Source organism: Microbacterium sp. NPDC080005 (assembly GCF_040702445.1).
In the GTDB taxonomy this organism is placed as follows: Bacteria; Actinomycetota; Actinomycetes; order Actinomycetales; family Microbacteriaceae; genus Microbacterium; species Microbacterium oleivorans_D.
This window is the reverse complement of record NZ_JBFBLD010000003.1, coordinates 75,390-99,682: the sequence shown is the minus strand read 5'-3', so window position 1 is coordinate 99,682 and position 24,293 is coordinate 75,390. Positions and strand designations below refer to the sequence as shown.

Annotated in this window: 23 protein-coding genes; 14 read left to right on the top strand and 9 right to left on the bottom strand. The window is 66.5% G+C overall.

Annotated elements, in window-relative coordinates; genetic code table 11:
• Window positions 1–51: 51 nt before the first annotated feature.
• Window positions 52–546 carry a metallophosphoesterase gene (locus tag AB0259_RS13755; protein WP_366223064.1) on the bottom strand — a complete coding sequence of 165 codons (495 nt, stop codon included), beginning with the start codon at window positions 544–546 and terminating at the stop codon, window positions 52–54.
• 118 nt (window positions 547–664) lie between these two features.
• Here AB0259_RS13755 and AB0259_RS13750 point away from each other — a divergent pair, with 118 nt between their 5' ends.
• From AB0259_RS13750 to AB0259_RS13740, 3 genes are all read left to right on the top strand, one after another.
• On the top strand, window positions 665–922 hold the full coding sequence (locus AB0259_RS13750; RefSeq protein WP_366223063.1) for a hypothetical protein: 258 nt from the start codon (window positions 665–667) through the stop codon (window positions 920–922).
• Between the two features lie 173 nt (window positions 923–1,095).
• Window positions 1,096–2,043 carry an SDR family NAD(P)-dependent oxidoreductase gene (locus tag AB0259_RS13745; protein ID WP_366223062.1) on the top strand — a complete coding sequence of 316 codons (948 nt, stop codon included), beginning with the start codon at window positions 1,096–1,098 and terminating at the stop codon, window positions 2,041–2,043.
• Entirely contained in the window at window positions 2,040–2,555 is a 516-nt protein-coding gene (locus AB0259_RS13740; protein WP_366223061.1) for a DUF2231 domain-containing protein, read from the top strand. The genes AB0259_RS13745 and AB0259_RS13740 overlap by 4 nt, the downstream gene beginning before the upstream one ends.
• 25 nt (window positions 2,556–2,580) lie before the next feature.
• Here AB0259_RS13740 and AB0259_RS13735 read toward each other — a convergent pair whose 3' ends face one another.
• Complete coding sequence (locus tag AB0259_RS13735; RefSeq protein ID WP_366223060.1) at window positions 2,581–3,729, bottom strand: MFS transporter; 1,149 nt, start codon at window positions 3,727–3,729, stop codon at window positions 2,581–2,583.
• Window positions 3,730–3,770: 41 nt separating this feature from the next.
• On the opposite strand from AB0259_RS13735, the gene AB0259_RS13730 reads away from it, so the two are divergent.
• Entirely contained in the window at window positions 3,771–4,334 is a 564-nt protein-coding gene (locus AB0259_RS13730; RefSeq protein WP_366223059.1) for a helix-turn-helix domain-containing protein, read from the top strand.
• Between the two features lie 73 nt (window positions 4,335–4,407).
• Here the strand turns inward: AB0259_RS13730 and rhaS are convergent, their stop codons facing one another.
• The 4 genes from rhaS to AB0259_RS13710 are packed head-to-tail and all read right to left on the bottom strand — an operon-like array spanning window position 4,408 to window position 9,066.
• Window positions 4,408–5,451, bottom strand: coding sequence for a rhamnose ABC transporter substrate-binding protein (gene rhaS, locus AB0259_RS13725; protein WP_366223058.1), 1,044 nt, complete (start codon window positions 5,449–5,451; stop codon window positions 4,408–4,410).
• A gap of 41 nt (window positions 5,452–5,492) precedes the next feature.
• A complete protein-coding gene (locus AB0259_RS13720; RefSeq protein WP_251578680.1) occupies window positions 5,493–6,572 on the bottom strand; it encodes an ABC transporter permease in 1,080 nt (359 codons plus the stop codon).
• Complete coding sequence (locus AB0259_RS13715; RefSeq protein ID WP_366223057.1) at window positions 6,569–7,600, bottom strand: ABC transporter permease; 1,032 nt, start codon at window positions 7,598–7,600, stop codon at window positions 6,569–6,571. The genes AB0259_RS13720 and AB0259_RS13715 overlap by 4 nt, the downstream gene beginning before the upstream one ends.
• On the bottom strand, window positions 7,597–9,066 hold the full coding sequence (locus tag AB0259_RS13710) for a sugar ABC transporter ATP-binding protein (RefSeq protein ID WP_366223171.1): 1,470 nt from the start codon (window positions 9,064–9,066) through the stop codon (window positions 7,597–7,599). Before AB0259_RS13710 ends, AB0259_RS13715 begins: the two co-directional genes overlap by 4 nt.
• 219 nt (window positions 9,067–9,285) lie before the next feature.
• Here AB0259_RS13710 and AB0259_RS13705 point away from each other — a divergent pair, with 219 nt between their 5' ends.
• Window positions 9,286–10,293, top strand: a complete 1,008-nt coding sequence (locus AB0259_RS13705; protein ID WP_251578676.1) for a LacI family DNA-binding transcriptional regulator — start codon at window positions 9,286–9,288, stop codon at window positions 10,291–10,293.
• Between the two features lie 443 nt (window positions 10,294–10,736).
• Here the strand turns inward: AB0259_RS13705 and AB0259_RS13700 are convergent, their stop codons facing one another.
• Complete coding sequence (locus AB0259_RS13700; RefSeq protein ID WP_366223056.1) at window positions 10,737–11,264, bottom strand: hypothetical protein; 528 nt, start codon at window positions 11,262–11,264, stop codon at window positions 10,737–10,739.
• Window positions 11,265–11,517: 253 nt separating this feature from the next.
• On the opposite strand from AB0259_RS13700, the gene AB0259_RS13695 reads away from it, so the two are divergent.
• The 4 genes from AB0259_RS13695 (at window position 11,518) to AB0259_RS13680 (ending at window position 14,385) form a co-directional block, all read left to right on the top strand.
• Window positions 11,518–11,847 carry a hypothetical protein gene (locus tag AB0259_RS13695; protein WP_251578672.1) on the top strand — a complete coding sequence of 110 codons (330 nt, stop codon included), beginning with the start codon at window positions 11,518–11,520 and terminating at the stop codon, window positions 11,845–11,847.
• A 653-nt stretch (window positions 11,848–12,500) separates the two neighbouring features.
• Window positions 12,501–13,187 carry a TetR family transcriptional regulator gene (locus AB0259_RS13690; protein ID WP_366223055.1) on the top strand — a complete coding sequence of 229 codons (687 nt, stop codon included), beginning with the start codon at window positions 12,501–12,503 and terminating at the stop codon, window positions 13,185–13,187.
• A gap of 62 nt (window positions 13,188–13,249) precedes the next feature.
• Window positions 13,250–13,693 (top strand): glycosyltransferase, encoded by a 444-nt coding sequence (locus tag AB0259_RS13685; RefSeq protein WP_366223054.1) that lies wholly within the window; start codon window positions 13,250–13,252, stop codon window positions 13,691–13,693.
• Between the two features lie 215 nt (window positions 13,694–13,908).
• Window positions 13,909–14,385, top strand: coding sequence for a hypothetical protein (locus AB0259_RS13680; protein ID WP_366235854.1), 477 nt, complete (start codon window positions 13,909–13,911; stop codon window positions 14,383–14,385).
• Window positions 14,386–14,570: 185 nt separating this feature from the next.
• Here AB0259_RS13680 and AB0259_RS13675 read toward each other — a convergent pair whose 3' ends face one another.
• A complete protein-coding gene (locus AB0259_RS13675; RefSeq protein ID WP_366223052.1) occupies window positions 14,571–15,782 on the bottom strand; it encodes a potassium transporter TrkG in 1,212 nt (403 codons plus the stop codon).
• 371 nt (window positions 15,783–16,153) lie between these two features.
• Between AB0259_RS13675 and nhaA the strand changes: the two genes are divergently transcribed.
• The 4 genes from nhaA (at window position 16,154) to AB0259_RS13655 (ending at window position 19,668) form a co-directional block, all read left to right on the top strand.
• Window positions 16,154–17,512 carry a Na+/H+ antiporter NhaA gene (gene nhaA / locus AB0259_RS13670; protein WP_366223051.1) on the top strand — a complete coding sequence of 453 codons (1,359 nt, stop codon included), beginning with the start codon at window positions 16,154–16,156 and terminating at the stop codon, window positions 17,510–17,512.
• A gap of 80 nt (window positions 17,513–17,592) precedes the next feature.
• Window positions 17,593–18,099 carry a hypothetical protein gene (locus AB0259_RS13665; protein WP_366223050.1) on the top strand — a complete coding sequence of 169 codons (507 nt, stop codon included), beginning with the start codon at window positions 17,593–17,595 and terminating at the stop codon, window positions 18,097–18,099.
• 412 nt (window positions 18,100–18,511) lie between these two features.
• Window positions 18,512–19,162 (top strand): hypothetical protein, encoded by a 651-nt coding sequence (locus AB0259_RS13660; RefSeq protein WP_366223049.1) that lies wholly within the window; start codon window positions 18,512–18,514, stop codon window positions 19,160–19,162.
• Window positions 19,126–19,668, top strand: a complete 543-nt coding sequence (locus AB0259_RS13655; RefSeq protein WP_366235853.1) for a sigma-70 family RNA polymerase sigma factor — start codon at window positions 19,126–19,128, stop codon at window positions 19,666–19,668. Before AB0259_RS13660 ends, AB0259_RS13655 begins: the two co-directional genes overlap by 37 nt.
• Window positions 19,669–19,801: 133 nt before the next feature.
• On the opposite strand, the gene AB0259_RS13650 is transcribed toward AB0259_RS13655, so the two are convergent.
• Window positions 19,802–21,151, bottom strand: coding sequence for an MFS transporter (locus tag AB0259_RS13650; protein WP_366223047.1), 1,350 nt, complete (start codon window positions 21,149–21,151; stop codon window positions 19,802–19,804).
• A 152-nt stretch (window positions 21,152–21,303) separates the two neighbouring features.
• Between AB0259_RS13650 and AB0259_RS13645 the strand changes: the two genes are divergently transcribed.
• Entirely contained in the window at window positions 21,304–24,288 is a 2,985-nt protein-coding gene (locus AB0259_RS13645; RefSeq protein ID WP_366223046.1) for a glycosyl hydrolase, read from the top strand.
• The last annotated feature ends 5 nt before the right edge of the window (window positions 24,289–24,293 follow it).

Here is a 24,293-nt window from a genome sequence, read left to right as displayed (position 1 = left end):
TTCTAGCAATTCGACAGCGATAGTACTCCTCGGAGCGCGAAGGGCAAGCCGTCAGATGCTGTGCAGTCGGACAGAACGGATGCCGCCGTCCGACAGCTCGACCGTCATGAACGTGTGCTCCGGCTGACGCCGGCGATCGGTCGGCGAGCCCGGATTCAGCAGGCGCATGCCGCGCGGCGTCGCCGTGTCCCACGGGATGTGGCTGTGACCGAAGACGAGCAGGTCGGCATCCGGGAATGCGGCGTCCATCCGCTCCTCGCGGCGCTGCTTCTGGCCGGTCTCATGCACGACGGCGATGCGGACGCCCTCGATCTCTCGACGCGCGATCTCCGGCAGGACGGCGCGCAGATCCTCGCCGTCGTTGTTGCCGTACACGCCAAGGACGTCGCCGTGCGTCGCCAGTTCGTCGAGGACGGATGCCGCGACCCAGTCCCCCGCGTGGACGGTGAGGTCGGCGGCATCCGCTGCGCGAAGCACGACGTCGGGAAGGCGCCGGGCACGACCGGGGATGTGCGTGTCGGAGATCAGGAGCAGCCGCGTGGTCATCGCGGCAGGGTAGCCGAGGCGCGCAGCGAGCGACAGCCCGTGCGAACGGGCACCGGCTGGGCGCAGGGTGGAGGGTCCGGCGCGACCGTGCCGGGATCTGTGACGGAAGGACCGCGACATGAGCACTCCCGAGACCAGCGACAACGACGGCATCCGCCTCGATCCGGACGACGCGCCGCTCGGTGACACGACCGTCGGCGACACCGCCGCAGCGGACGCGGAGTTCGAGGGCGTCCCGCTCGACGACGCCCCCGCCGAGGATCCTGAAGAGACATATGCCGCGAGCGACATCCAGCCGGAGTCTCAGGGCGAGGATCCGGTGATCGTCGAGATGGGCGAGGACGGCGAGGGCGACCTGGCGCCAGAGGACCTCTGACCCGTTCGCGGATGCAACGGATCCGGCTCGACACGCCGCTTCGAGGCTGTGCTCGACGGCGTGTCGCCTCGAATCTCTTGCATCCGCGCTTAATCCGAACGTCGCGATAGCGGGAGCCGCGACCGCGCGCAAGCCCCTCCGACTCAGGCGACGACGGCCCCACTCTGCGGGGCATGAGCCGGAGGCGAAATCTGCAGGACGCGACGGTCGTCGTGACCGGAGCCAGCAGCGGAGTCGGTCGCGGCACCGCGATGGCCCTCGCCGCGCGAGGGGCGCGAGTCGTCCTCGCCGCGCGGCGAGCGGATGCTCTCGAACATCTCGCTCGCGAGCTGCGGGCCCGCGGCGGCCGGGCTCTCGTCGTCCCGACCGACGTCTCCGACGCTGCCGCCGTCGCCGCGCTCGCCCGACAAGCTCTCGAATGGCATGGCGGGATCGACGTCTGGATCAACAATGCAGCGGTGACCGCCGTCGGGCGCTTCTGGGACGTCCCATTGTCGGACCACCACCGCGTCGTCGAGGTGACGCTGGGCGGGGCCCTGAACGGATCCCACGCGGCGCTGACCGCCTTCATCGGACAGGGCCATGGCACCCTCGTCAACGTCGGCTCGCTCGAAGCCGCCGTCCCGCTGGCGTACCACTCGTCGTACGCCGCGTCGAAGGCGGGGCTGGAGACGCTGACGCGGGTCCTTCACCAGGAGGTGCGTCTGACCGCTCATGCGGACCGCATCCACCTCGCCTCCGTCCTGCCGTGGGCGCTCGACACCCCGCTCTGGCGGCATGTGGCTAACCGTCTCGGCCGGACGCCTCGGATGGCGGCCATGGAGGATCCCGCCCGAGCGGTCGCTGCGGTGCTGCGTGCCTGCACGCGTCCGCGCCTCACGCGTCCGGTCGGCGTCAAGGCGACTCTCGGGGCTCTGTCGGCGCGTGCGCTTCCCCGGCTGACGGATCATCTCGCCGCCTCGCTGAGCGAGGTCGAACGTCGGCGGGGACACCGGCGACCGCTCACGGCGGGCTCACTCCACACGCCCCGCGCTGACGAGCCCGACATGCGGGGCGACATGCGCGCCGTCATGCGCGCCGAAGACCACACCCCATCCCTGACGACGGAGGAACTCCCATGACTGTCCGCCTTCCCGCCGCCGAGGCGCTGCGCCGCGCCAAGCGCCCCCGATCGCCCCTCGCCGGACCGTACGGCCACCCGTTCCACGCCACCGCGGTCACGATCCCGATCGGCGCGTGGACGGCAGCTCTCGTCTTCGACCTGATCTCGTTCTTCGTCGACGATCCCGAGCCCTTCGTGATCGGGGCTCGCGTGCTCCTCATCATCGGGATCGCCGGCGCGGCCGCGGCATCCGTCCTCGGCTTCCTCGACTTCCTCACCCTCGAACGCGGCACGGATGCACGGCGCACCGCTCTCGCGCACGTGGGGTTCAATCTCGCCGCTCTCGTCCTGTTCGTGGTGAGCGCGGTCCTGCGTTTCGGCACGCCCGACGACATCAACGTCGCCGCGTTCGTGATCGCTCTCGTCGCGTTCGCCGGGATCGGGGTCTCGGGCTGGCTGGGCGGCGAGCTCGCCTATCGTCACGGCGTCCGGGTGGCGGACGAGAGCACCCAGATCGACGCCTTCCGCTGACCCGTCCGCCGGGTTCCGGTGGCGCTCAGGGGTGGCGGGGCGGGGCGAACACGAGCGCTCCCAGGCCGAGACCGGCGGCGACGGCGATCGCCACGCGCAGGTCTGCGAGGTCGGCGACCCATCCGATCAACGGCGAGCCGAGGGCCTGACCGAGGGCGAGCGCGAGGAAGGCGGCGCCGACGCCCGTGGCGGGGCTCTCGACGAAGATCCGCGTGCTCCACACGAGCAGCACCCCCGTGACCGCGATGTAGACCGCGCCGAAGACGCCGCTCGCGAATGCCGCGATCAGGAAGGACGACGGCGCGAACGCGAGCACCGCTGTCGCGACGGATGCCGCGACCACCAGCATCCGCCAGGTCAGGACGATGCCGGCCCGCCCGATCACTCCTCCCGCGAGGGCGCCGCCGAGCCCGCAGGCGCCGAGGACGATCCACACCACGGCCGCGGCTTGGGCGCTCTGCCCGCCCGTGCCCTGCAGGAGGTCCTGCCCGAAGGTCCATACCGCCCCGGTGCCGAGGCCGACGACGACGGCGGCCGACACCATCGGGGTCGCTCCGGCCGGAATCCGCGGCCGGGCTCGCGGTTCACGCTTCCCGGCGTCCGCAGCCGACGGGACGACCGCGCCGACCCACACCGCGGTGGCGGCGCACAGCACCGCGAATGCCGCCCACGCGAGACGCCACTGGTCGCCCGCGAGGAGGGCGACAGGTCCCGAGACGAGCACTCCCAGGCCCGTGCCGGCGTTGATGATCGTCTGGACGCGGTCGCGGCGCTGCTCGCGGACCCGCCGGGCGACGACCTGCGCGAGGGGCGGTGAGGCCACGCCGGTGCTGGACCCGGCGACCGCGACACCGAGGGCGAGGATGCCGGGGGTCGGCGCCGCGGCGATGAGGGCGCAGCCGATGGCGCCGAGCCCGCCCGCCGAGACGGAGACGAACCGCGCGCCCAGACGAGGTGTCGCGACGGTCGCGTAGAGGATGCCGGCGCCGTAGGCGACGTAGCTCATCGCGGCGATCGCTCCGATGGTGGCGCCGTCGAGCTCGAAGGTGGACCGGAAAGCCGGGACGAACAGCCCGTAGGCGAATCGGGCGAGTCCGTAGCAGGCGGCGATGAGCGAGATGCCGGCCGCCGACAACGCCACCGTCCGCCGGGCCGTCAACGTGGCGTCACTCATAGGCATCCTCACTTCACAGATCTGTGAAGTAGCCTAGGCGCATGATCAGTGCGACGGAACCGGCCCCCCTGACGCCCGGAGCGACCAAGATCCTGGATGCCGCGACGCGGCTCTTCTACGCGCGCGGGATCGCGTCGGTCGGCGTCGACACCATCGCCGACGATTCCGGCGCCACGAAGCGCACGCTGTACGACAGGTTCGGGTCGAAGGACGCCCTCGTCGTCGCGTACCTGCAGGGCCGTGACACCGCGTGGTGGGCGCGCTGGGAGGAGCGGATCACCGCGGCATCCGCTCTGCGCACCCTCACCGTGTTCGACGCGTATGCAGAGGATGCCGATCCGTCAGGACAGGGATGCGCGTTCCTCAACGCCGCGGCGGAGCTGCCGCCCGGGCACCCGGGTTGGGACGTGATCCGCGTGCACAAGGCCCGCGTCGCCCACCGGATCGGCGAGCTCGTGGCATCCGACCTCGGGAGGCCCGCGCCGGACGTCGCCGAACACGTCTTCCTGCTCGTGGAGGGCGCGATCGCGCATCAGCGACTGGACGGCGACTCGCACCGCCTCGATCGCGCGAAGCATCTCGCGGGGGCGTTGCTCGCGGGCTGAGGCGCTTCCCCGGTCGACGCCCGGGCGACAACGGGGGGCCCTGCGCGAGCAGGACCCCCCGGTGATCGCCGACTCAGAAGTCGAAGTCGCCGATGTTGTCCGCGGTGAAGACGAACGGGTCTCCGAGCAGAACGGTGGCACCGTCCTCCACGGTGAACTCGCCGAGCTTGCCCGCCTCGAAGGTGTCGCCCGCTTCTCCCGCGATGTCGCCCTTCGCGAGCGCATCGGCGGCGTAGGCGGCGAGGTAGCCGAGGTCCGCGGGGTTCCACAGGGCGAACGCGGTCACGGTGCCATCCTCGACGTACTCGCGCATCTGGTTCGGGGTGCCGAGGCCGGTCAGCGCGACCTTGCCCTTGTACTCCGAGTCCGACAGGTAGCGGGCGGCCGCGGCGATGCCGACCGTGGTCGGCGAGACGATACCCTTCAGCTCCGGGTAGGTCTGCAGGAGCGCTGCGGTGCGGTCGAACGAGGTCTGGTCGTCGTCGTCGCCGTAGACGACGTCGACGAGCTCGATGTCGGGGTGACTGGCTTCGAGCTCGGACTTCATCAGCTCGATCCAGGCGTTCTGGTTGGTGGCGTTGGCGGATGCCGACAGCACGGCGATCTGCCCGGCGTCACCGATCTGCTCGGCGATGAGGTCCACCTGGACCTTCGCGATACCTTCCGACGTCGCCTGGTTGATGAACAGGTCGCGGCACTCCGGGTTCGTGTCCGAGTCGAACGTCACGACCTTGACGTCGGCCGACCGCGCTTCGTCCAAGGCGTCGCAGGTGGCCTCGGGGTCGTTCGCCGACACGATCAGGGCGCTTGCCCCCTGCTGCGCCGCGGTCTGGATGTACTGCACCTGGGAGGTCGGGCTGGCCTCCGACGGGCCGACCTCCTCAAACGAGGCCTCGAGTTCGTCGGCGGCGGCCTCGGCTCCCGAGGTCGAGGTGTCGAAGTAGGGGTTGCCGAGGTTCTTCGGCAGCATCGTGATCGAGACGTCGCCGCCTTCGCCACCTCCCCCGTTGCCGCCGGTGTCGCCGCCGCCGGCGCTGCAGCCGGCGATCACCAGCGTTGCTCCCAAGGCCAGCGCGGCGACGGCGCCTGCGCGGCGGGTGCGCGTGAATCCGAACATCATTGTTTCCTTCCGTGGTGCGATGGGTGTCGCGGTGGGTGCTACCGGGTTGGGCCTCCGGCGACGCCGTCGTCCGCGCCGCGCCGTCCCGTCCTTCGCCCGAGCGCTGCAGCCCTACTCCGGTGCAGCCAGGCGAGGAAGCTTGCCGACACCACGGAGAGGATGAGGAGCACACCCGTGATGACGTTGATGATGTCGCTCGTCACGCCGGCCAGGCGCAGTGCGCTGCCGAGCGTGCCGATGAGCAGGACGCCCGCGATCACCCCGTGGAGGGCGCCGCGGCCGCCGAAGATCGAGACGCCGCCGAGGAGAACCGCGGCGATGACCTGCAGCTCCATTCCCATGGCGTTGTCGCCGCGGGCGTTGGAGTAGAGGAGCGTGAAGTACACGCCGGCGAAGCCGGAGACCGCGCCCGAGAGGACGAAGAGCGTGAACTTGCTGCGCGCGACGTCGATGCCCGAGAAGTGGGCGGCTTCTTTGTTGAGACCAATGGCGTAGAGCGCACGGCCGAACGGCGTGAAATGCAGCAGCACCGCGAAGACGATGGCGAGCACGATGAACGGCGCGATGATCGCCGGGACGGGTGTGCCCGGGATGTTCGCCTTCGCCAGGTCCGTCCACTCCTCGGGGAAGTCGGTGATCGCCGTCGTCCCGAGCAGACCGACGGCGATGCCGCGGAAGAGGGCGAGCGTACCGATGGTGACCGCGAGCGAGGGCAGCCCGACGACCGTGATGAGGAAGCCGTTCACCGCCCCAGCCACCGTACCGACGAGGATCGCGACGACCGCGGCGAGCGGAAAGGGCAGTCCGGCCTGGGTCAGGATGCCGGTCATGACGCTCGACAGACCGACGATGCTCGCCACCGAGAGGTCGATCTCCTCGGTGATGATGATCAGGGTCATCGGGAGCGCGATCAGGAGGATCGGCGCGATGTCGCGCAGCAGGTAGGTGACCGTCAGCGGGCTGTCGAAGTTGCGGACGGTCCCGAGGGCGACCGCGATGACCAGGACCAGGATGCCGATGATCGCGGCCTCGCGCGTCAGGAGCAGCCGGCGCCACAACGGCCGCGCGTGGTCTCGGTACGTGCGCACCGTTGCGGTGCCGGTCGTGACCGCGGTCATCGGTCGTCCTCCCGTTGTGCGATGAGCCGTCGATGCTGCCGGACCGCGAGGACGCGGTCGAGCACGATCGAGCCGAGGATGAGCACACCGACGACGGCGCGCTGCCAGAAGTCGTCGATGCCGAGGATCGGGAGCGCACGGTTGATGGTCAGGAGCAGGTAGGCGCCGATCGCAGCGCCCCACACGGTCCCCACCCCGCCCGAGATCGCGACGCCGCCGATGACCGCCGCGCCGATGGCCTGGAGCTCCCAGCCGAAGCCGGCGGCCGAACTGACGGTCCCGTACCGGGCGGCGTACAGGACGCCGGCGAGGCCCGAGAGCGCGCCCGAGACGATGAAGGCCGAGATGATGCGTCGGTTGACCTTCAGCCCGTAGAGGTGGGCTGCCGCCGGGTCCGACCCGATCGCGTAGAACTCCCGCCCTCCGCGGATGTTGCGGAGGTACCAGGCTCCCGCGATCAGGACGACGACCGCGATGATCGTGAGGACGGGGATGCCGATGAGTTGCTGCGTGCCGAGTCCCCGGAACTCCCTCGGGAGGTCGGAGGCGTTGATGCGGTCGCTGCCCGCCCACGCGACGTTGATGCCGCGATAGGTGTACATCGTGCCGAGCGTGATCACGAGCGCCGGTACCTTCGCCCACGCCACGAGCAGGCCGTTGATGGCCCCGAGGACGCCGCCCAGCACGATGCCGGCCACGAAGACGAGGATGACCGGGGCGCCGTCGATGTCGATGAACAGGCGTCCGGTGAGGTACGCCGTGAGGCCGACCGTCGACCCGACCGAGAGATCGACGTTGCGGGTGATGATGACGATCGCCTGCCCCACCGCGACGAGCAGCAGGAGCGACGGGGTGAGCAGCAGGTCGCGGAACCCGTCCGGCGAGAAGAGGAAGTTGCCGTTGGCCGTCGTCGCCGCGATGACGACGACGATGAGGGCGACGGCGATGCCGCTCTCGCGGGCCGTCGCGACGGAGCGCAGGAAGCCGGATGCGGTGCGCGTCGCGCGCGTGGTCGTCGCCGAGGTCATGCTGCGGCCTCCGCATCCGCCGTCGCGGCGAACATGACCGCTTCCGGTGTCGCCTCATCCCGGGAGAACTCACCGGTCAGGCGGCCTTCGCGCATCACGAGGACGCGGTCGGCCATGCCGAGGACTTCGGGGAGTTCGGACGAGATCATCAGGATGGCGAGGCCCTGCTGTGCGAGCTCGCTCAGCAAGCGATGGACCTCCGACTTCGTGCCCACGTCGATGCCGCGTGTCGGCTCGTCCACGATGAGCACCGTGGGTTCGGTGGCGAGCCACTTGCCGAGGACGACCTTCTGCTGGTTGCCTCCCGAGAGCGTCCCGGTCTCGGCATCCAATGCCGCGGTCTTGACCTCGAGCCGGCTCGACCACACGCGCGCTGCGGCGTTCTCGAGCCCGGTCCAGATCAGGCCCCAGCGCGCGAGCTTGGAACGGATCGCGAGTGTCACGTTGCGGGACACGCCGTCGTCGAGGACGAGCCCCTGCTTGCGCCGGTCCTCGGGAACAAGGGCGATCCCTCGGGCGGTCGCCTTCTGCGGGCTGCCCTTGGGGAGGGAGTCGCCATGCAGCGTGACGGTTCCCGACTCATACGTGTCGACTCCGAAGACCGCCCGGGCGACCTCGCTGCGTCCGGCGCCCACGAGACCCGCGAGACCGACGATCTCGCCGGCCCGCAACTCGAAGCTGATGTCGCGGAAGACGCCACGACGAGTGAGGCCTTCGACGCGGAGGACGACGTCGCCGACGGTCGCGGGGAGCTTCGGGAAGAGCTCGGTGACGTCGCGCCCGACCATCTGGCGCACGAGGTCGTCCACGGTCGTCTCCGCGAGCGGTGTCGTCTCGACGTACGACCCGTCACGCATGACGGTGACCGTGTCGCACAGCGCGAAGACCTCGTCGAAGCGATGCGAGATGAACAGGAGCGCTCGCCCCTCGTCGCGGAGGCTGCGCGCCACGGCGAACAGACGCTCCACCTCCACACCCGACAGGGCGGCCGTCGGTTCGTCCATGATGAGCACGCGCGCGTCGAGGGAGATCGCCTTCGCGATCTCGATGATCTGCTGGTCGGCGATGGACAGCCCCTCCGTCACCCGGTCGGGGTCGAGGGCGACGCCGAGGCGCTGGAAGATGCGCGTCGCCTCGTCGCGCATGGCCTTGCGGTCGATCCGGCCGAGGCGGCTCGTGGGCTGGCGACCCATGAAGATGTTCTCGGTCACCGACAGGTCCGGGAACAGCGTCGGCTCCTGGTAGATAACGGCGATGCCGGCCGCCTTCGACTGCGCGGTGCTCGTGAAATCCACCGCCTCTCCGTTCAAGCGGAAATCCCCCGCATCGCGGCGGTACAGGCCCGCGATGATCTTGACGAGCGTCGACTTGCCGGCGCCGTTCTCGCCGATGAGGGCGTGGATCGAACCCGATTCGAGCACGAGACTGCCGGACCGCAACGCGACGACAGCCCCGAAGGACTTCATGACGCGGGACAGTTCGAGCGCCGGGTGCGCCGTCGGTGGTTCGCCGTCGAGGACCACGGGTTCCTCCTCATCGAGGTCGGCCGAGCAGGTGAATGCCGGTGACGATTGCCTGAATCGATTCAGGATGATTTCACGCTACTGTATGGACATCGACCCGCGCGGGTCAAGCCGAAGTGCCAGAGAGATCGAAACGTGACCCCGGTGGGACAAGGAGGTGCCATGCCGGTCCGCATCCGCGACGTCGCCGAGCGCGCCGGCGTCTCCGTGGGCACCGTCTCGAACGTGCTCAACAGGCCCGAGGAGGTCTCTCCCGACTCGGTCGAACGGGTCACACGCGCGATCGAGGAACTCGGTTACGTCCGCAACGACGCGGCGCGGAAACTGAGGGCGGGAGACTCCCGCACCGTCGGCTTCGTCGTCCTGGACGGGCAGAACCCGTTCTACAACGACGTCGTGCGCGGCGCCGAGGACGAGGCGACCAAGCACGGCATCGCCATCCTCTACGGCAACACCGACGAGGACGTCTCCCGCGAGCGGCTCTACCTCGACCTGTTCCAAGAGCAGCAGGTGCGGGGACTCCTCATCGCGCCGTACGGCGACGTGACCGGACGGCTGCAGCGGCTTCGCGCCAGCGGCATCCCCGCGGTGCTCGTCGACCGCTTCAGCGGGGACGGTCGATTCTCCTCGGTGTCGGTGGACAGCGTCGCGGGCGGGCGCCTCGCCGTCGATCACCTCATCGAGACCGGGCGCCGTCGCATCGCCTTCGTGGGAGGTCCGTTCGACATCCGCCAGGTCACCGATCGCCTCGCGGGGGCGCGCGCCGCCGCTGAGAACGCCGGGGACCACGTCGACCTCGAAGTCGTCGCAACGAACGCGATGACCGTCGACGAGGGCGTCGCCGCGGGGGCGAGGATCCTCTCCCGCCCGCGTCGGGACTGGCCCGATGCCCTCTTCGCCGCGAACGATCTGCTCGCCCTCGGCCTGCTGCAGTCGATGACGATGGATGGACGCGCGACGATCCCCGGCGACATCGCCATCATCGGTTTCGACGACACGCCTTTCGCCGCAGCGGCTGCGGTGCCCCTCTCGTCCATCCGTCAGCCGAGTCGCATGATCGGACGCACCGCGCTCCGCGTGCTGCTCGAGGAGGCGGAGGACCCGGACAGCATCGCGCGCCAGACGGTGTTCCCGCCGGAGCTCGTCGTCCGGAAGTCGACCGCGGGCTGACCCGGAGACAACGAAACCCCCGAGTGGAGCCGGGGGTTTTGCGTAGCGGGGGGCGCGAACCCGCGACCTCACGATTGAGGCCAACTATGTCAGCCACGCCGCTTGGCAGGCTGCACGTCGCACCCCATCAGGTCGCTACTGGTCTTCACGGGTTGCACACAGGACCACGAGCGTCCTAAGCGCCCCGACCTGCCCCAAGGTTCAAGAGCTAGCGACGCGGACCACACGAGTGAATTCTGCACTCTTCCGCATGCCCACCTCTGGCGCGAAACGGCGACTTCACCAGACAGCAGGAGCGGGCGAGATAGGGGGCCGTCATTTGCTAGCGAAGAGCAGCCGCTTGGTGACCAACTCGTCCCTCTCGATCGGCCCGATCTCCCGACCAAAGCCCGAACGACCTACTCCCCCGAAAGGTGGCGGCGAGTCGCGGGCGGTGGCGGTGTTCAGCTGTTGGCGGCGGCAGTGGCGGTCAGTGCCTTCTGGGTGAGGGCGACGGCGTCGTCGGGGCTGATCATGGTGCCGGAGGAGATGACCCAGTACCCGTTGTGGAACGCGTAGGAGAGTCCGTATCCGATGCCCTCCTCGAATGCATAAGAGAACGTCATGGCGGGCGGCCCGTCGGGGCCGACGTATCCGTCCTCGCGGGAGGTGTACTTCGAGGACGACTCGAGGGCGGATACGAACGGGCCCAGCACGTCCGGCGCAATGGTGTGGATGGACACGGTGAAGACACCGTCGGAGCCAGGGATCCCCCACGCGCACGCTCGGAGCGTCTCCGACTCGTCTGCGGCTCGCTGCGCGGCGGGACCAGGCAGGCCCGCGCCGCTGAACTCGTACTCGTCCGGTCCGTCGATCTGATCGTGGAAGTTCTCCTGAAGCCATTCGAGGGTGACGATGTCGGTGCACTCTGGTGCGACTGCTGCCTCCGGGACGGGGGTGGCGCTCGGGGTTGGGTCCGCGACTGGCGCCACGGGCGTCCTCGTCGCGTCGGGTGCTGGGGCCGACGGGGTGACCTCAGCCACCGGCGACTCGGGATCTGTTCCAACGAGCCCGCCGTCGGTCTCCCCCTGACTGCACCCGGTGAGCAGCGCAACGCTCAGAACGATGACAGGGACGGCGAGACGTCGATGCATGCGGTCAGCGTATCGACGGGACCGGACGGTCTCGATCTCCATTCGGTATCAACTGAAGCTGGCGCCCCGCCCCCGGGAGGGTCGCCTCCTGATGCTCTTCGAGGCTCGAGTTGTTGCTCGTCGCACTCTGACGACGTGGTGGAGCTTCACGGCCATCGCTCTCGTGACCTCTACGGTTGCGATCTTGGTCAACTCCTGCGACGACCCGGACGCACGAGCGAGGGCTGTCATCGCGACCACCGTCGCCGTGGGAGGCGTGGCCTTCGTCCTCTGCTGGGTGTTCGCGCCCGTTGCATGGCTGCTGGGGCGCGCCCTGAAACGTGCCCCCGGGGCGGCCACCGTCGCAGCGTTCGGAGCACTGGGCTTCGTGGTGTGCTTCGCCCTCGCAATGATCGTGCCCGGCACGGATGTGAACGCGTGACTCCTGCTCCTGTGCACGGTCGCAGGGGTCTGCTGCGCCGTCGGTCGGTGGGACTCGGCCCGCGCGACCGCGCGGCGCCTAGCTACGGAGAAACGAGCGAAGCCTCACGAGCGGCATCGAACACGCGGGCGTTAGTTGTTCTTCTGGCATAACCGGTGACAACAGCTGTCGACGTCCGCGGACACGGACGGCGAGCGGATAATGCCCAATTGTCGGCCGTGAAGGCGATGATGAGCACCTCGCCCACAACAAAACCCCCGGGTGGAGCCGGGGGTTTTGCGTAGCGGGAGCGGGGCTTGAACCCGCGACCTCACGATTCAGTTCGGCGGCAGGGAGCTCTCCGTGTGCTGGGCGGGGGAACGCGTCGGCGCTGGTCAATACGGGACACGACGGGCCCGGAACAGGACTCAAACCGCCCGAACCGTCCCATTTGCGCCCGTCGTGGCAGGAGATCATGAACGCCACCGCACTGCCTTTGCGGATGATCGCGCGTCCGCGTGAATGTCGCACAGCGCGCTGCGGAACCTGCCTCGATCCGGTCTCACGCGTGGAGGGGAGGCTCGCGCGTTGACGGCTGGCTGGCCATCACGGCGACAATCTCCAGGCTGCCTAGCCTCCGAACTGGGCGAGGAAGTCGGGCCACAGGGGTGATCATGATACGGATACCGTTCGCTTCGATAGTTGAACGATTTGAAGTTCGGTTGAAGGTCTTGCTCCTCAAATTCCGTAGGATGCTCGGGCGCTGTAAGGATCGTTTTCGGTGGCACACGCACACGAAGATGCGCTTCTTGCCTAACGCTAAACGTCAGGTCAATGTGCTCTACATGCGTTCAGTTCTCGATGACTCTGACGTGGCAGCTCGGGGCCGGATAGTGAGTGCCGCAATCGAGCTGTTTGCGAGTGGTGGCTTCCGGGGAACGACCCTGCGCTCTGTTGCCGAGAGTGCGGGCGTGAGTGCTGCTCTCGTGGTTCACCACTTCGGCGGTAAAGACGGCGTGCGCCGAGAGTGTGATGTTCGAGTGATGCGGTTCATCTCAGAGAAGGTGGATGAGGACCCGGTTGACGTGCTGGCAGCAGCGGCGGATGCGTATGGCCCGTACCTCGCGCGGATGCTATCGGAAGCCGGTCCGTCTGCCGATGCGCTCTTCGATGAGCTGATCGGCTTCTCTCGCCGCGCCATCGATCAGGCAGTAAGCGACGGATCGATGAGAAGACCCAGAGATATTGACGCGCAGTCCGTCACACTCGTGATGCTGGGGCTGGCACCGTTCTTTCTCGAGCATCAGCTCACCCGATGGTCAGCCGGAGACACGCATGGGGGGCTCCGGCGCATCGCCTAGCGGATGGACGAAGTTCTTGTGAACGGTCTCTGGAAAACGCCCCCGCCCAGAGGGGGCGAGGGGTGAAGATCCTCCTGGCTACGGCTGGGTCGCGCGGCGACGTGGAGCCGTTCGCCGCCCTCGCCCGCCGAGCCAATGCAGAAGGGCACCACGCGCTCCTCGTCGCGCCGGACAACTCGGGCGCAGACCTTTCGGGAATCGACGGTCGGAGCCTGGGGGTGGACTACTCGCGCATGATCGAAGAGCAGGGTGTCTCGTTGATGGCGACGCTTCGTTCATACTCGTCGGTCATCCGCCCGATCATGAACGCGGTGATTGTGGAACCGGCGCGCATCGCCTACGAGTATCGACCAGATGTGATCGTCGCCCACCCAAAAGTGCTGTCGACTTCACTCATAGCCGAAGCGCTCGGCGTTCCTCACGTGTTGGTCGAGATGGTTCCGGCCATGACCCCCACCAGCGTCTTCCCTGCTGCAGGGACCATCACTCGCACCTCGGCTTCCTGAACAAGGCGACCTACCGTGTCTCGGCTGCCGGCACGGCGATGTTCGGCAGCGACCTGGACGAAGCCGCGGCGGTGTTCGGGGTGCAGCGTCGCAGGACCGCGGGACCCGCGGCGACTCTCATGCCCATCAGCTCAGCCATCCTCGAACGACCCTCGGACTGGCCGGAGACCGTACACCTGACCGGCCCTTGGCTCACAGACACCCCCGGTCCAGATGTGAGCGATGACGTGCGATCGTTCATCGCTGACGGCGATTTCGTTTACGCAGGGTTCGGATCGATGAAGGCCGGAAACGCCGAGAAGCGGACCCGAGAAGTCCTCACCGGTGTCCGCAGCTTCGGTGCGCGCGCGTTGCTGGCCACAGGGCTCGGCGGACTCGCGGCAGCGCCGCAACTGCTCCGCGACGATGTTCTCATCTTGCGATCCGTCGATCACGCTCAGGTACTGCCCAAAGCATTAGCCGCGGTACATCACGGCGGGATTGGCACGTTGCAAGCAGCAACCGGTGCAGGGGCCGTGTCCATCGTCGTCCCCTTCATAGCCGATCAGCCGTTCTGGGGCGCCCGGGTCCACGCGGGCGGCCTCGGCCCCGCCCCCATTCGCCAAATCGACCTGACTGCGGCTCAGCTCCGCGCCCGCCTGACCGAAGTCGAGAACTACCGCCCGAGGTTCAACGAGCGGCACTCGCCATGACACACGAAGACGGGGTAGGAACCGCCCTGACAGTGATCGCCAGCACATTGTGAATGACAGGGAACCGAAGACGCCCGCGGAGACCAGCTTCTGCATCCCGTTTCCGACGGTCACCAGGGCCCCCTCTCGCGACGACGCCGAAAGCGATCGCTCTCGGCAGGTTGAGGTGAGCGACGTGGGGCCGGTTACCCGATGATGGGGCGTTCGTTGGCGTAGGTGTAGAGGACGTTCCGGTGCCGGATGGCGAGAGCTGCCGCGAGCCCGATGGGGCCGATGCGTCCGGCGAGCATCAGGACGGACAGGACGATCTTGCCGAACGCATCGAGCTCGGCGGAGAGCCCGACGGAGAGTCCGCAGGTTGCGAAGGCGGAGATGACCTCGAAGAGGATCCGGTCTAGCGGGGCATCGTTGGTCAGAGTGAGCAGGGTTGTCGCGGTGAGAACGAGTGAGGCACCTAGGAAGGTCACACTGATGGCGACTCGGAGGATGCTGTCGGGAATGGTGCGTTGAGCGACGCGGACGTCCTTGGTGCCGCGAGCTTCAGCGACGATCGCGAGGAAGAGCACGGCAAGGGTGGTGACTTTGATGCCACCGGCGGTGGATGCGGAGCCTCCGCCCACGAACATCAGTGCGTCGCTGAGAAGCAGGGTTGTGGTGGTGGAGGCGGCGGTGTCGGTGATGGCAAACCCGCCCGAACGCATCATGGTCGAGGCAAACAAGCCGTGGAAGATTTTGGCGACAGGGTCCATGTCGCCGATGGTCGCGGGATTTGACCATTCGAATGACGTCCACGCACCGGTCCCGAGGAGCAGGAGGATCAGCGTTGTTGCCAGAGTGAGCTTGGTGTGGAGAGTCCAACGGGTGCGATCCCACCTGTTCTTGATGATGTTCAGGAACACGGGAAACCCGAGCGAACCGATAAAGACCCCCACGACGATCGGGCCGAGGATGAACAGGTTCCCGTCAAAAACCGTCAGCCCTCCGGTGTGTGTGGTGAAGCCGGCGTTATTGAACGCTGACACGGCGTAGAACACGGCATGCCAGGTACCTGTCGCCCACCCTTCCGCAGCGATGAAGGGGGGCGCGAGCAGCAACGCGAGCGCACCTTGGATGCTGAGGGTGGTGACGATGACGATGGTGAGGAGCCGGCGCACCTCACCGAGTTCGGGGGAACCGATGCTTTGTTGTGCGAACACTCGGCCGCCGAGACCGAGGCGGCGCGTGACGGCACGCGCGAGCAACAACGCGATCGTGATCACGCCTAGCCCGCCGACCTGGATCGCAACGAGAATCACTCCGAGTCCGAAGGGAGACCAGACCACGGCGGTATCCACTGTGGTGAGGCCGGTGACGGTGATGGCTGACACCGCGGTGAAGATCGCGTCCTGCAGGGGCATCCCCCGTCCGTCTGCTGTTGCGATGGGAAGAGCGAGAAGGGCGGAGAACAGTGCTGCTGCGAGGACGAAGATGGCAACCGCGGCCTGCGCCTGAGACTTTCGCAAGACTGTCTCTAACGCGCGTAAGGAGAAATGGGGGCCCCTCCGGGCACGCTTGCTCTTCTGGGACCCAATCGGCATCCGTGCTCCGTTGTTCATCGTCCCGGCGCGCTCCGCACCGGCGCCGACCAGACTTCCCGGCACACCAGGGATTTACGGTAATGCAGTGACTCCCACGTGCATAGCCCTCTCAGGGGTGCCCGATAGGCTGGGAGTGGTGCGTCGGGAAGCCTGGTCGACATTCTGTCTATCGACCCCCCGGAGGCCTCACCGTGACCGTGCCTACCAGCGACCGTACGGAAACCCGCGCCCCACGTTGGCAGGGCTACGCCGAAGTCGCGCGAGTATCCGAGATCCTCCGAAAGGAAGCTGTGGGCGGCGCCCTGCTCGTAATCGCCGCGATCGCTGCCATCATCTGGGCAAACTCTCCCGCCGCGGACAGCTACTTCGCGCTCCGCGACTTCCGCTTCGGGTACGAGCCGTGGCACCTGGAACTCTCACTAGGAGCATGGGCGGCCGATGGCCTGCTCGCGATCTTCTTCTTCCTGGTAGGCCTCGAGCTCAAGCGTGAAATCGTCGCCGGCGACCTTCGACGTTTCAGTACCGCAGTCGTCCCCGTCACTGCTGCGATCGGTGGAGTGGCCGTCCCGGCGCTTATCTACGTCGCTGTGGTGCGCGGGCAGGACGGGCTCGCACAAGGGTGGGCAATCCCCACAGCCACCGACATCGCGTTCGCCGTCGCAGTCCTGGCCCTCGTCGGCTCGCACCTTCCCAGTCCGCTCAGAATCTTCCTCCTGACTCTCGCTGTCGTGGACGACCTGATTGCCATCGGCATCATCGCCATCTTCTACACCGAAGAAATCGCCGTGATTCCGCTTCTCATCGCGGCAGGGGTGATCGCGGGCTATGGGTTCATCGCCCAGCGCTACCGCGCGCTGTTCGCCGACCGCCCGTCGATGGCCTGGCTGGTGTTGCTTCCGATCGGATTCATCGCCTGGGCGTTCCTCCACGCGTCGGGGATCCACGCCACCATCGCCGGTGTCGCTCTCGCGTTCACGATCCCTGTCAAGCCCGCCCGTGGCGTCACCGAAGGACCTCGCGCGAAGGACCTCGCACACGAGTTCGAACATCGCTTCCGGCCGTTGTCCGCCGGGTTCGCCGTACCCGTGTTCGCATTCTTCGCAGCCGGCGTCGCCGTGGGCGGCACGGACGGGATCCTCCGCGCAGCGACCGACCCGGTCGCGCTCGGTATCGTCGCAGGCCTCGTCCTCGGCAAACCGATCGGCATCCTCCTCGCCGTTCGCACTCTCACCCTTGTGACGAAAATCCGCCTCCACCCCGCGCTGCGGTGGGTAGACATGCTCGGCGTCTCGCTCCTGGCGGGAATCGGGTTCACCGTGTCGCTCCTGATCGCTGAACTCAGCTTCCCGTCCGGCTCGACGGAAGGCGACGACGCGAAGATCGCGATCATGATCGCATCGCTCCTCGCCTCCCTCGGCGCGGCAGGCATCCTCCTGGCTCGTAACGGTCAGTACCGCCAAATCTCAGCGGCCGAGGCCGTAGACGAGGACGCGGACGGAACCCCCGACATCTACCAGGAAAACCGTGGTGCCGGACCAGACAGGGAGTAAGGTCGCAGGGCAAGTCATGGTGAGCCGGGAAGTCTGGTCGGCAACGGTCGTCGACCGTTCCCTCACACGGAAGGCAAACCATGAGCCACAGCACTGTGCTGCTCGGTGACATTGACACACCCCTCGCCCGAGGGATGTCTGCTCTCGACCACGCGTCGCGCGCATCGGCTGCAAACTCCGCACCCCGAGCCGTGCTCGCATTCGCTGACCTTCGCAACGATGACCGCCACACCGGACCGGAGCGACTCCGCGCGCTCGGGACACTCGCCCTTGCCGAAGCGGCCCGAACAACATCCGTCAGACACATCCTGTTCGCCGTCATGCTCGCTCCCCGCCACGCTGGGAGGTTTGATCGCATCGCCTCAGGACTCGGCGCTCGGCTTCACTCGAACCTCGAACGCGAGAAGGCGCGCGATGTCGAGGTCACTTTCCTCAACGTCAGCGACTGCACTGATGTGTCAGCGCTCACAGAGCGACTTCTCGACCGATGCGACGACCTCACCGGCCTTCACGGCGTCGTGGTCCTCGACTGGGACGACATTCGCGATCATTCGATCGCCTACGCAGCACGATCTGAGTACCTCTAGACGCGCGTCCTCCAACGCGCCGCGGCACTATCAGTGCCGCAGCCGGCGAGTTACTTCGCAGACTCCGCCGGAGGTTCGGGTGGGCTCTCCCCCCTGGCCCACCCGAACCACTTGCCGGCAGTCAATAACCCGCCGAAAACGCCCGCCGAAACCAGGTTCTGAACCACGTTTTCGGCGGGCGTTTCAGCGTCGTCCATGCGATGCGCTCCAAAACGATCGTTTGCGGCGCAGGTGCGCCCGCCGGGCCAGATCGCTCACCAGAAACGTGGTGCCTAACCACCTTTCGGCGTGCGTTTTCGGCTGCCGGACTCGGGGCGATCTGCTCGGCACCTCTCGGTCAGGTGTCGTTTGGACAGTTTCGTGTTGGTCGGACATGTACGGGGTGAGAGGCATCCCGAACAATGGAGGCGAAATGAACCCGAACCGGCTTGACGAACTGCTGACGCGATCAGCACCCTCGACCTACACGACGATGGCTGCCGACGACGTTCGGGCTGCCGTTCAAGAGGCTCGTGCTGAGGGGCTTCCCCGCAGTCCGCGTAGAAGGCGCTTCGGGCTGGCGGCCGCGGCCGCGTCGGTTGCGGGGCTGACGGCGATCGGCGGTGTCGCATGGGCCGCGAGCACCATGCCGCAGGGCTTCGATGACCCGTGGGCTGCCGCCGACTACAGGCACTCGTTCGAGCTCCCGAGCGGGCGCGGCTGCGAACTTCGAGTAATGGTCGTCGACGACCAGGGCGGCCGCAAGCTCGATGTGCAGAGCGAGGCCGTATCCCGGTGGATCGCGGCCGCTGATTTCTGGGGTGCTCTGGATTTCGACGCTGCACGAGCCAAGGACGCCGAGGATGCAGCCACTAACCCGGCGCAGACGCTCGTCCTAGACGCCAACGGTAGGCTCGGTGACTCCCAGACCGCGCCGGCAGACCGAACCGCAGATGACATCTTCGCCAGCGTCGTCTCGCTCGCCAGTGACGCGGCCCTGAACGCCGGGCTCGCTGAGCAGGGAGCCCGGCGGGGCGAGGTCATGGTGTGGGATTCGGTGCGGTGCGATGCGGTGACCGAGTGAGCAGCCGACGGGAGCAGGCGCTCACGGCCGCGATCGTTAGAGCATCGCCGGCTCTCCTCGGCTACTTCCAGCGCCGGATTGCGGTCGACGATGCGCCGGACCTCCTAGGCGAGACGATGGTCACAGCGTGGCGTCGAGTCGGAGACGCACCGTCGCGCCCAGAAGAGGTGCGTATGTGGCTCTTTGGCATCGCTCGGGGCGTACTGCTCAATTACGGGCGGGGGGAGCGTCGTCGGTGGGCGCTGATCGACCGGCTGCGAGGTGCCGTCCCAACTCGCGACAGTCACGCTGGTGCCGATGACGGGATCGAGGCCAGAGACGCGATCGCGCGTCTCCCAGCCGAAGGACGCGAGCTGATCGAGTTGGTCTATTGGGAAGGGCTCACCCTCGCCCAAGCGGCAGCGATCGTCGGCATACCGGCCTCGACTGCGCGCAGCCGATACGCCAAAGCGAAGGAACGCCTCAAAGACGCGCTTCTTGCTGGTGAGCCGACACGCGGGTTCTAGTCGGCCTGCCGAAAACGATCGCTTACGGTGACGACCGAGCCCGCCTCGCCGCCGCCCGCGTTCGACAAGCGACGTGGCGGCGACGCGACGGGCATCCGTCCTACCTATGAGATTGACGGAGAGGCATTGGTATCTATGGACGCTTTCCGAGAGGAGCCCCGCGCGTAGCCCCGGACCGGCGGGCGTCCCGGAGGACCCCCGCCTCATGGAGCTCCCGTCGCGCGGACGCGATGTCCTTGGTCTCGAACTCGAAGGTGTTCGCCTGCTTGCCGCGGAATCCCAGCCACCCGATGAAGCAACCCACCGCGACCACGGCTCCAATAAGCCCGTAGAGCAAATGAGGCGTAGTGAGGAGCGCAGGAGTGAACAGAGCGAGGATTGCTGCCGCAACGCGAGCAACGGCGATGATCGCGCCTTGTGCTGATGCGCGCAGGAGGGTCGGGAACGCTTCCTGAGCCCAGACCTTCATGATGCCCTCGAAGGCAAAGGCTGCTCCGATGATTGTGAGCGTAGTCTGCACGAGAATCGTGATGAGAGAGAATCCGAAGACCGCCGGAATGAGGTAAGCGATACTCATGAGGATGCCCCCGGCGACGAAGTAGGCCATGCGGAACCGCCCGTCGGAAATCCTCATGAACCACACCGCGAAGACGACAGCGACGGGCAGGCTGATGAGCCCGATAATCGAGAACGTGGGCACATCCACTCCTGCGAGGTTGACGGCGACGTAAGCCCCGAACTGCCCGCCCGTGTTCGCGCCAAGGTTTGTCAAGGAGTAAAACCCGACCAGCGCGAGGAACGGAACCAAGTAGATCCTCTGAGAGAAGATGTCGCGCAGGCCCGCCCGCTGCGCTCGGACGGTGTCCGCTCCCGAGCGCCTCTCAGCTTGCGCCGAACGCCAAGAGGCGGACTCAGGAATCATCAGTCGCAGCAGTAGGACGACGATCGCGGCGACGCCAATGTGTGCGAAGAGGATCTGTCCCCCGAGATATCCCAGGGATCCGGCTCCGACGGAAATCGCAGTCGTCGCAATGATGCCCGCGTACCACATCACCTGAGTGAAGCCGACGAGCTTGCCCCGGTTGTGATCCTCAGCCGCCTCCGAGACTGTCGCAAGGGAGACAGGCAGGTCAGCGCCAGCGCCCAGACCAACGAGTACCGTGCCGAGAAGAAGCGGGAGGAACGCTCCGCCGAACGTGAGTGCGGTGCCACCGGCTGCAATCATCACCATGGTGACCAAGAAGACGCTCCGCCGACCAAATCTGTCACCCAGCCGCCCTCCCACGAGGGCTCCAATGGCGATCGAGAAGGTGAGCGCAGCTGAAAGGACTCCAATCTGATCAGGCTGGAGGCCGATTGACTGCTGGAAAAGGACGAATGCTGTGCCGGAACTGACGATCGCGGCAGCGTCGATATACGACGCCATCCCCGCGATGATCGCGACGTGCCACGGTCGTGGTGCGCGGCGGGTTGAGGTGGCCATGGTTCTCCTTTGAATGACCTGATCGGGCTACGTCGCCGTAGGCGGACAACGTTCGAGAGTGATGATTGCACACGATCGTGTCTTGAGTAAAATACTTGATACGTTTGCGACACTTTGCGCGGAACCTCATGCGCTTTGTTCAGAGGAGAACCATGAGTCAGTTCGACGACCACCGCGATGCGCTCGCCCACCCCCCCATCGAGGTCCGCCCCGAGGTTCGCTGGTGGCTGGCCGAAGGACTGCATACCGACGCGACGCTGCGTTCAGAGGTTGCCTCCGCTCACCGGCTCGGCTTCGGAGGCATGGAGTTTTTGGCGATGGAAGAGGAGGGAATCGACCACAGCCGATACGGCTGGGGAGCAGAAGAGTGGATCCACGATTCGGCTGTGGTAGTCCGGGAGACCACGTCGCGTGGAATGGCAGTCAGCTTCACGTCCGGCACGAACTGGGCAAACGCCAACCTCCCAAGCATCCACCCGGACCACCCTGCGGCCGCCCGCGAATTGAACTTCGTCACTATCCGAGCCACACGCAGCTCGCCGTTCTCTGGCACTCTCCCTCGCATCGATCTGCGGGAGGACCGAGGCGCTGGACCCGCTTCCGCCCACAGGGTGCCACCGACGCAGCAACACTTCGAAGGCGCCGTTGCTGTAGCGATGATGAACGACGGAAACCTGGACGAAGGGTCGGCCGTTGATCTCACAGACCTCGTTGATGATGATCGTCTCGAATGGGTCCCTGACGATGATCAGACCTGGCTGATCTTTGTCTTCTGGTCACACGGAACCGGCCAAACTGCTGCGCCCTCTGCCACGGTCAATTACACCGTCAACTACTTGGACCGTGACGGCGTCGAAGCGGTGATGGACTACTGGTCCAAGACCGTCCTCACCGATGAACTCCGCTCGCTGATCGCGAAGAACCCCAGAGCGCAGATGTACATGGATTCCCTCGAGCTTTTCACTTGGGGCGCCGGCGGCATGTTCTGGGGCCATAGCTTGCGCTGGGAGTTTCGCGAGCGTCGCGGGTACGACATTCTGAGATGGTTGCCATTCCTCGTCCGCGAGGTGCGCATGATGGCTGCGGATACTCGCTATCACTACTCCCCCCTCCCTTCTCAGGTAGCGATCGTTGAAAAGGTGAGACACGACTACGTCCGCACACTCACCGACCTCTACATCGAAAACATGTTGCAGCCGTTCTCAGAATTCCTTCACGGGAACGGCCTCACTCTGCGGGCAGAGATCAGCTACGGGCTCCCCTTCGAGCTGACTCGCCCTGGAACCGCAGTCGATGGGATCGAGACGGAGTCGCTGGAATTCGGATCTCAGATCGACGCATACCGTCTACTCGCGGGGCCGGCGCATCTGTTCGATAAGCAGTACTCGTCGGAAACAGGTGCGACCACGCGATCGCACATGCTCGATCATCGGTTCTACGACCAAATCATCCGGACGCAATTCGCTGGCGGCGTGACCAGAACCGTCTTGCACGGCTGGGCCAGCACGGCGGGCGGCGAAACCTCCACAGAATGGCCCGGTCATGAGGGTATGTGGTCCATGTTTTCCGAGCGCTTCGATACCCGACAACCCGCATCCGAGTTCTATCCGCTGTGGAACGACTCGGTGGGTCGCTACCAGTACCTGCTGCGGCAGGGCAAGCCGCGGATCGACGTGGGCATCCTTCGCACTGACCACTTCGTCGATACGCTCTCCGGGCTGACGCTCCTCGACGGGGATGGCAACCGCATCGCCGATGAGGACGCTTACGGGCACCGTTGGATGCGGGCTCGCGACAATCACTGGTGGCAAGATCTCGGCATGCAGGACGCGGGCTGGACATATGAGTTTTTCGATGCCTCCCTGCTCGCGCACGAGGACGTTTCCTTCGCGGACGGAGTCGTTCAGCCTGACGGGCCTGGTTACCAGGCACTCGTCATATACCAGGAGACGCTCGATGCAGACGCGGCGGCCCTTCTTCTCGATTGGGCGCGCAAGGGGCTGCGCGTTCTCATCGTCAATGGCGCGCGAGAACTGAAACTGCTGCGCAACGGTGACTACACGACTCACCTCACCGCCGCTTCGCGGACTCCCGGGCTCGACGGGCGGGACGCTGAGCTTGCCGCGACAGTCGAGGAATTGCGGGCGCTTCCTTCGGTCCGAGAGATAGCGGACCCGTCGCGTACGGTGGAAGCTCTGCGAGACCTGGGGGTGATGGGGCGAGCTGAATTTGCCGCCAACAACGAGAACATCCTTACCGCTCTGCGGGAGGATGGCGACCTCCTCCACCTTTTCGCATACCACTTCCTTTACGAGACAGGCAGGGAAGCCACGGTCGATATCGTTCTTCCGCGCCTCGGCAAGGTCTATCAGCTGGACGCCGCAACCGGCCGCATGTCTCCTCACCTCGGCGTACGGTCCGTTGGGGACCGAACTCAGGTCACGGTCACCCTCACGCCGGGCGAGTCGACGATGTTGACTCTCGACGGATCTGCCGAACCGGCAGATAGCCCGCCGGCGATTTCCGAGGTCATCGCGGAGATGTCCACGTGGGATATAGCCGTCGAGAGCTGGGACGCTGGCGACAATGAACTCATTGTCGAAGACCGAGGCCTCGGCTACGAGTCGCGGGAGATCAAACCCCGAACGAGTATCACTCGCCTCAACACGCCTGACACATCGCTTCGGCCTTGGAGAGACCTTCCGGGGATCGGGCCGGAGGTCTCAGGTATCGGCGAGTACCGGGCTTCGTTCACACTTCCGCCGCAGGAAGCATCGGCTCGCGTCGTCCTCGATCTCGGCTCTACCGGCGGGGCTCTCGGGTCGGTAAGCGTAAACGGCGGCACTCCGACCGGCTTCGACACATCTCATCCCATTGTCGACATCACGGAATTCGTCGCGGAGGGAACGAACAGAGTCTTAGTGAGAGTTGCCAGCTCTCTGAACAACCGCCTCATCGCGCGAGGCTATTACGATCACGTTCCGGATGCGATCTTGATGATGGCCGGCCGGGAGGGCACGCACCGGACCGTCGTTCGAGACTACGGCCTTCTTGGCCCCGTGACAGTGAGTCGGCTCAGAGAAGAAGTGGGAGGAGATGAACCAGGAGCGCGACTCGGGCCAGTCGGGGGCGTGTGAGATAG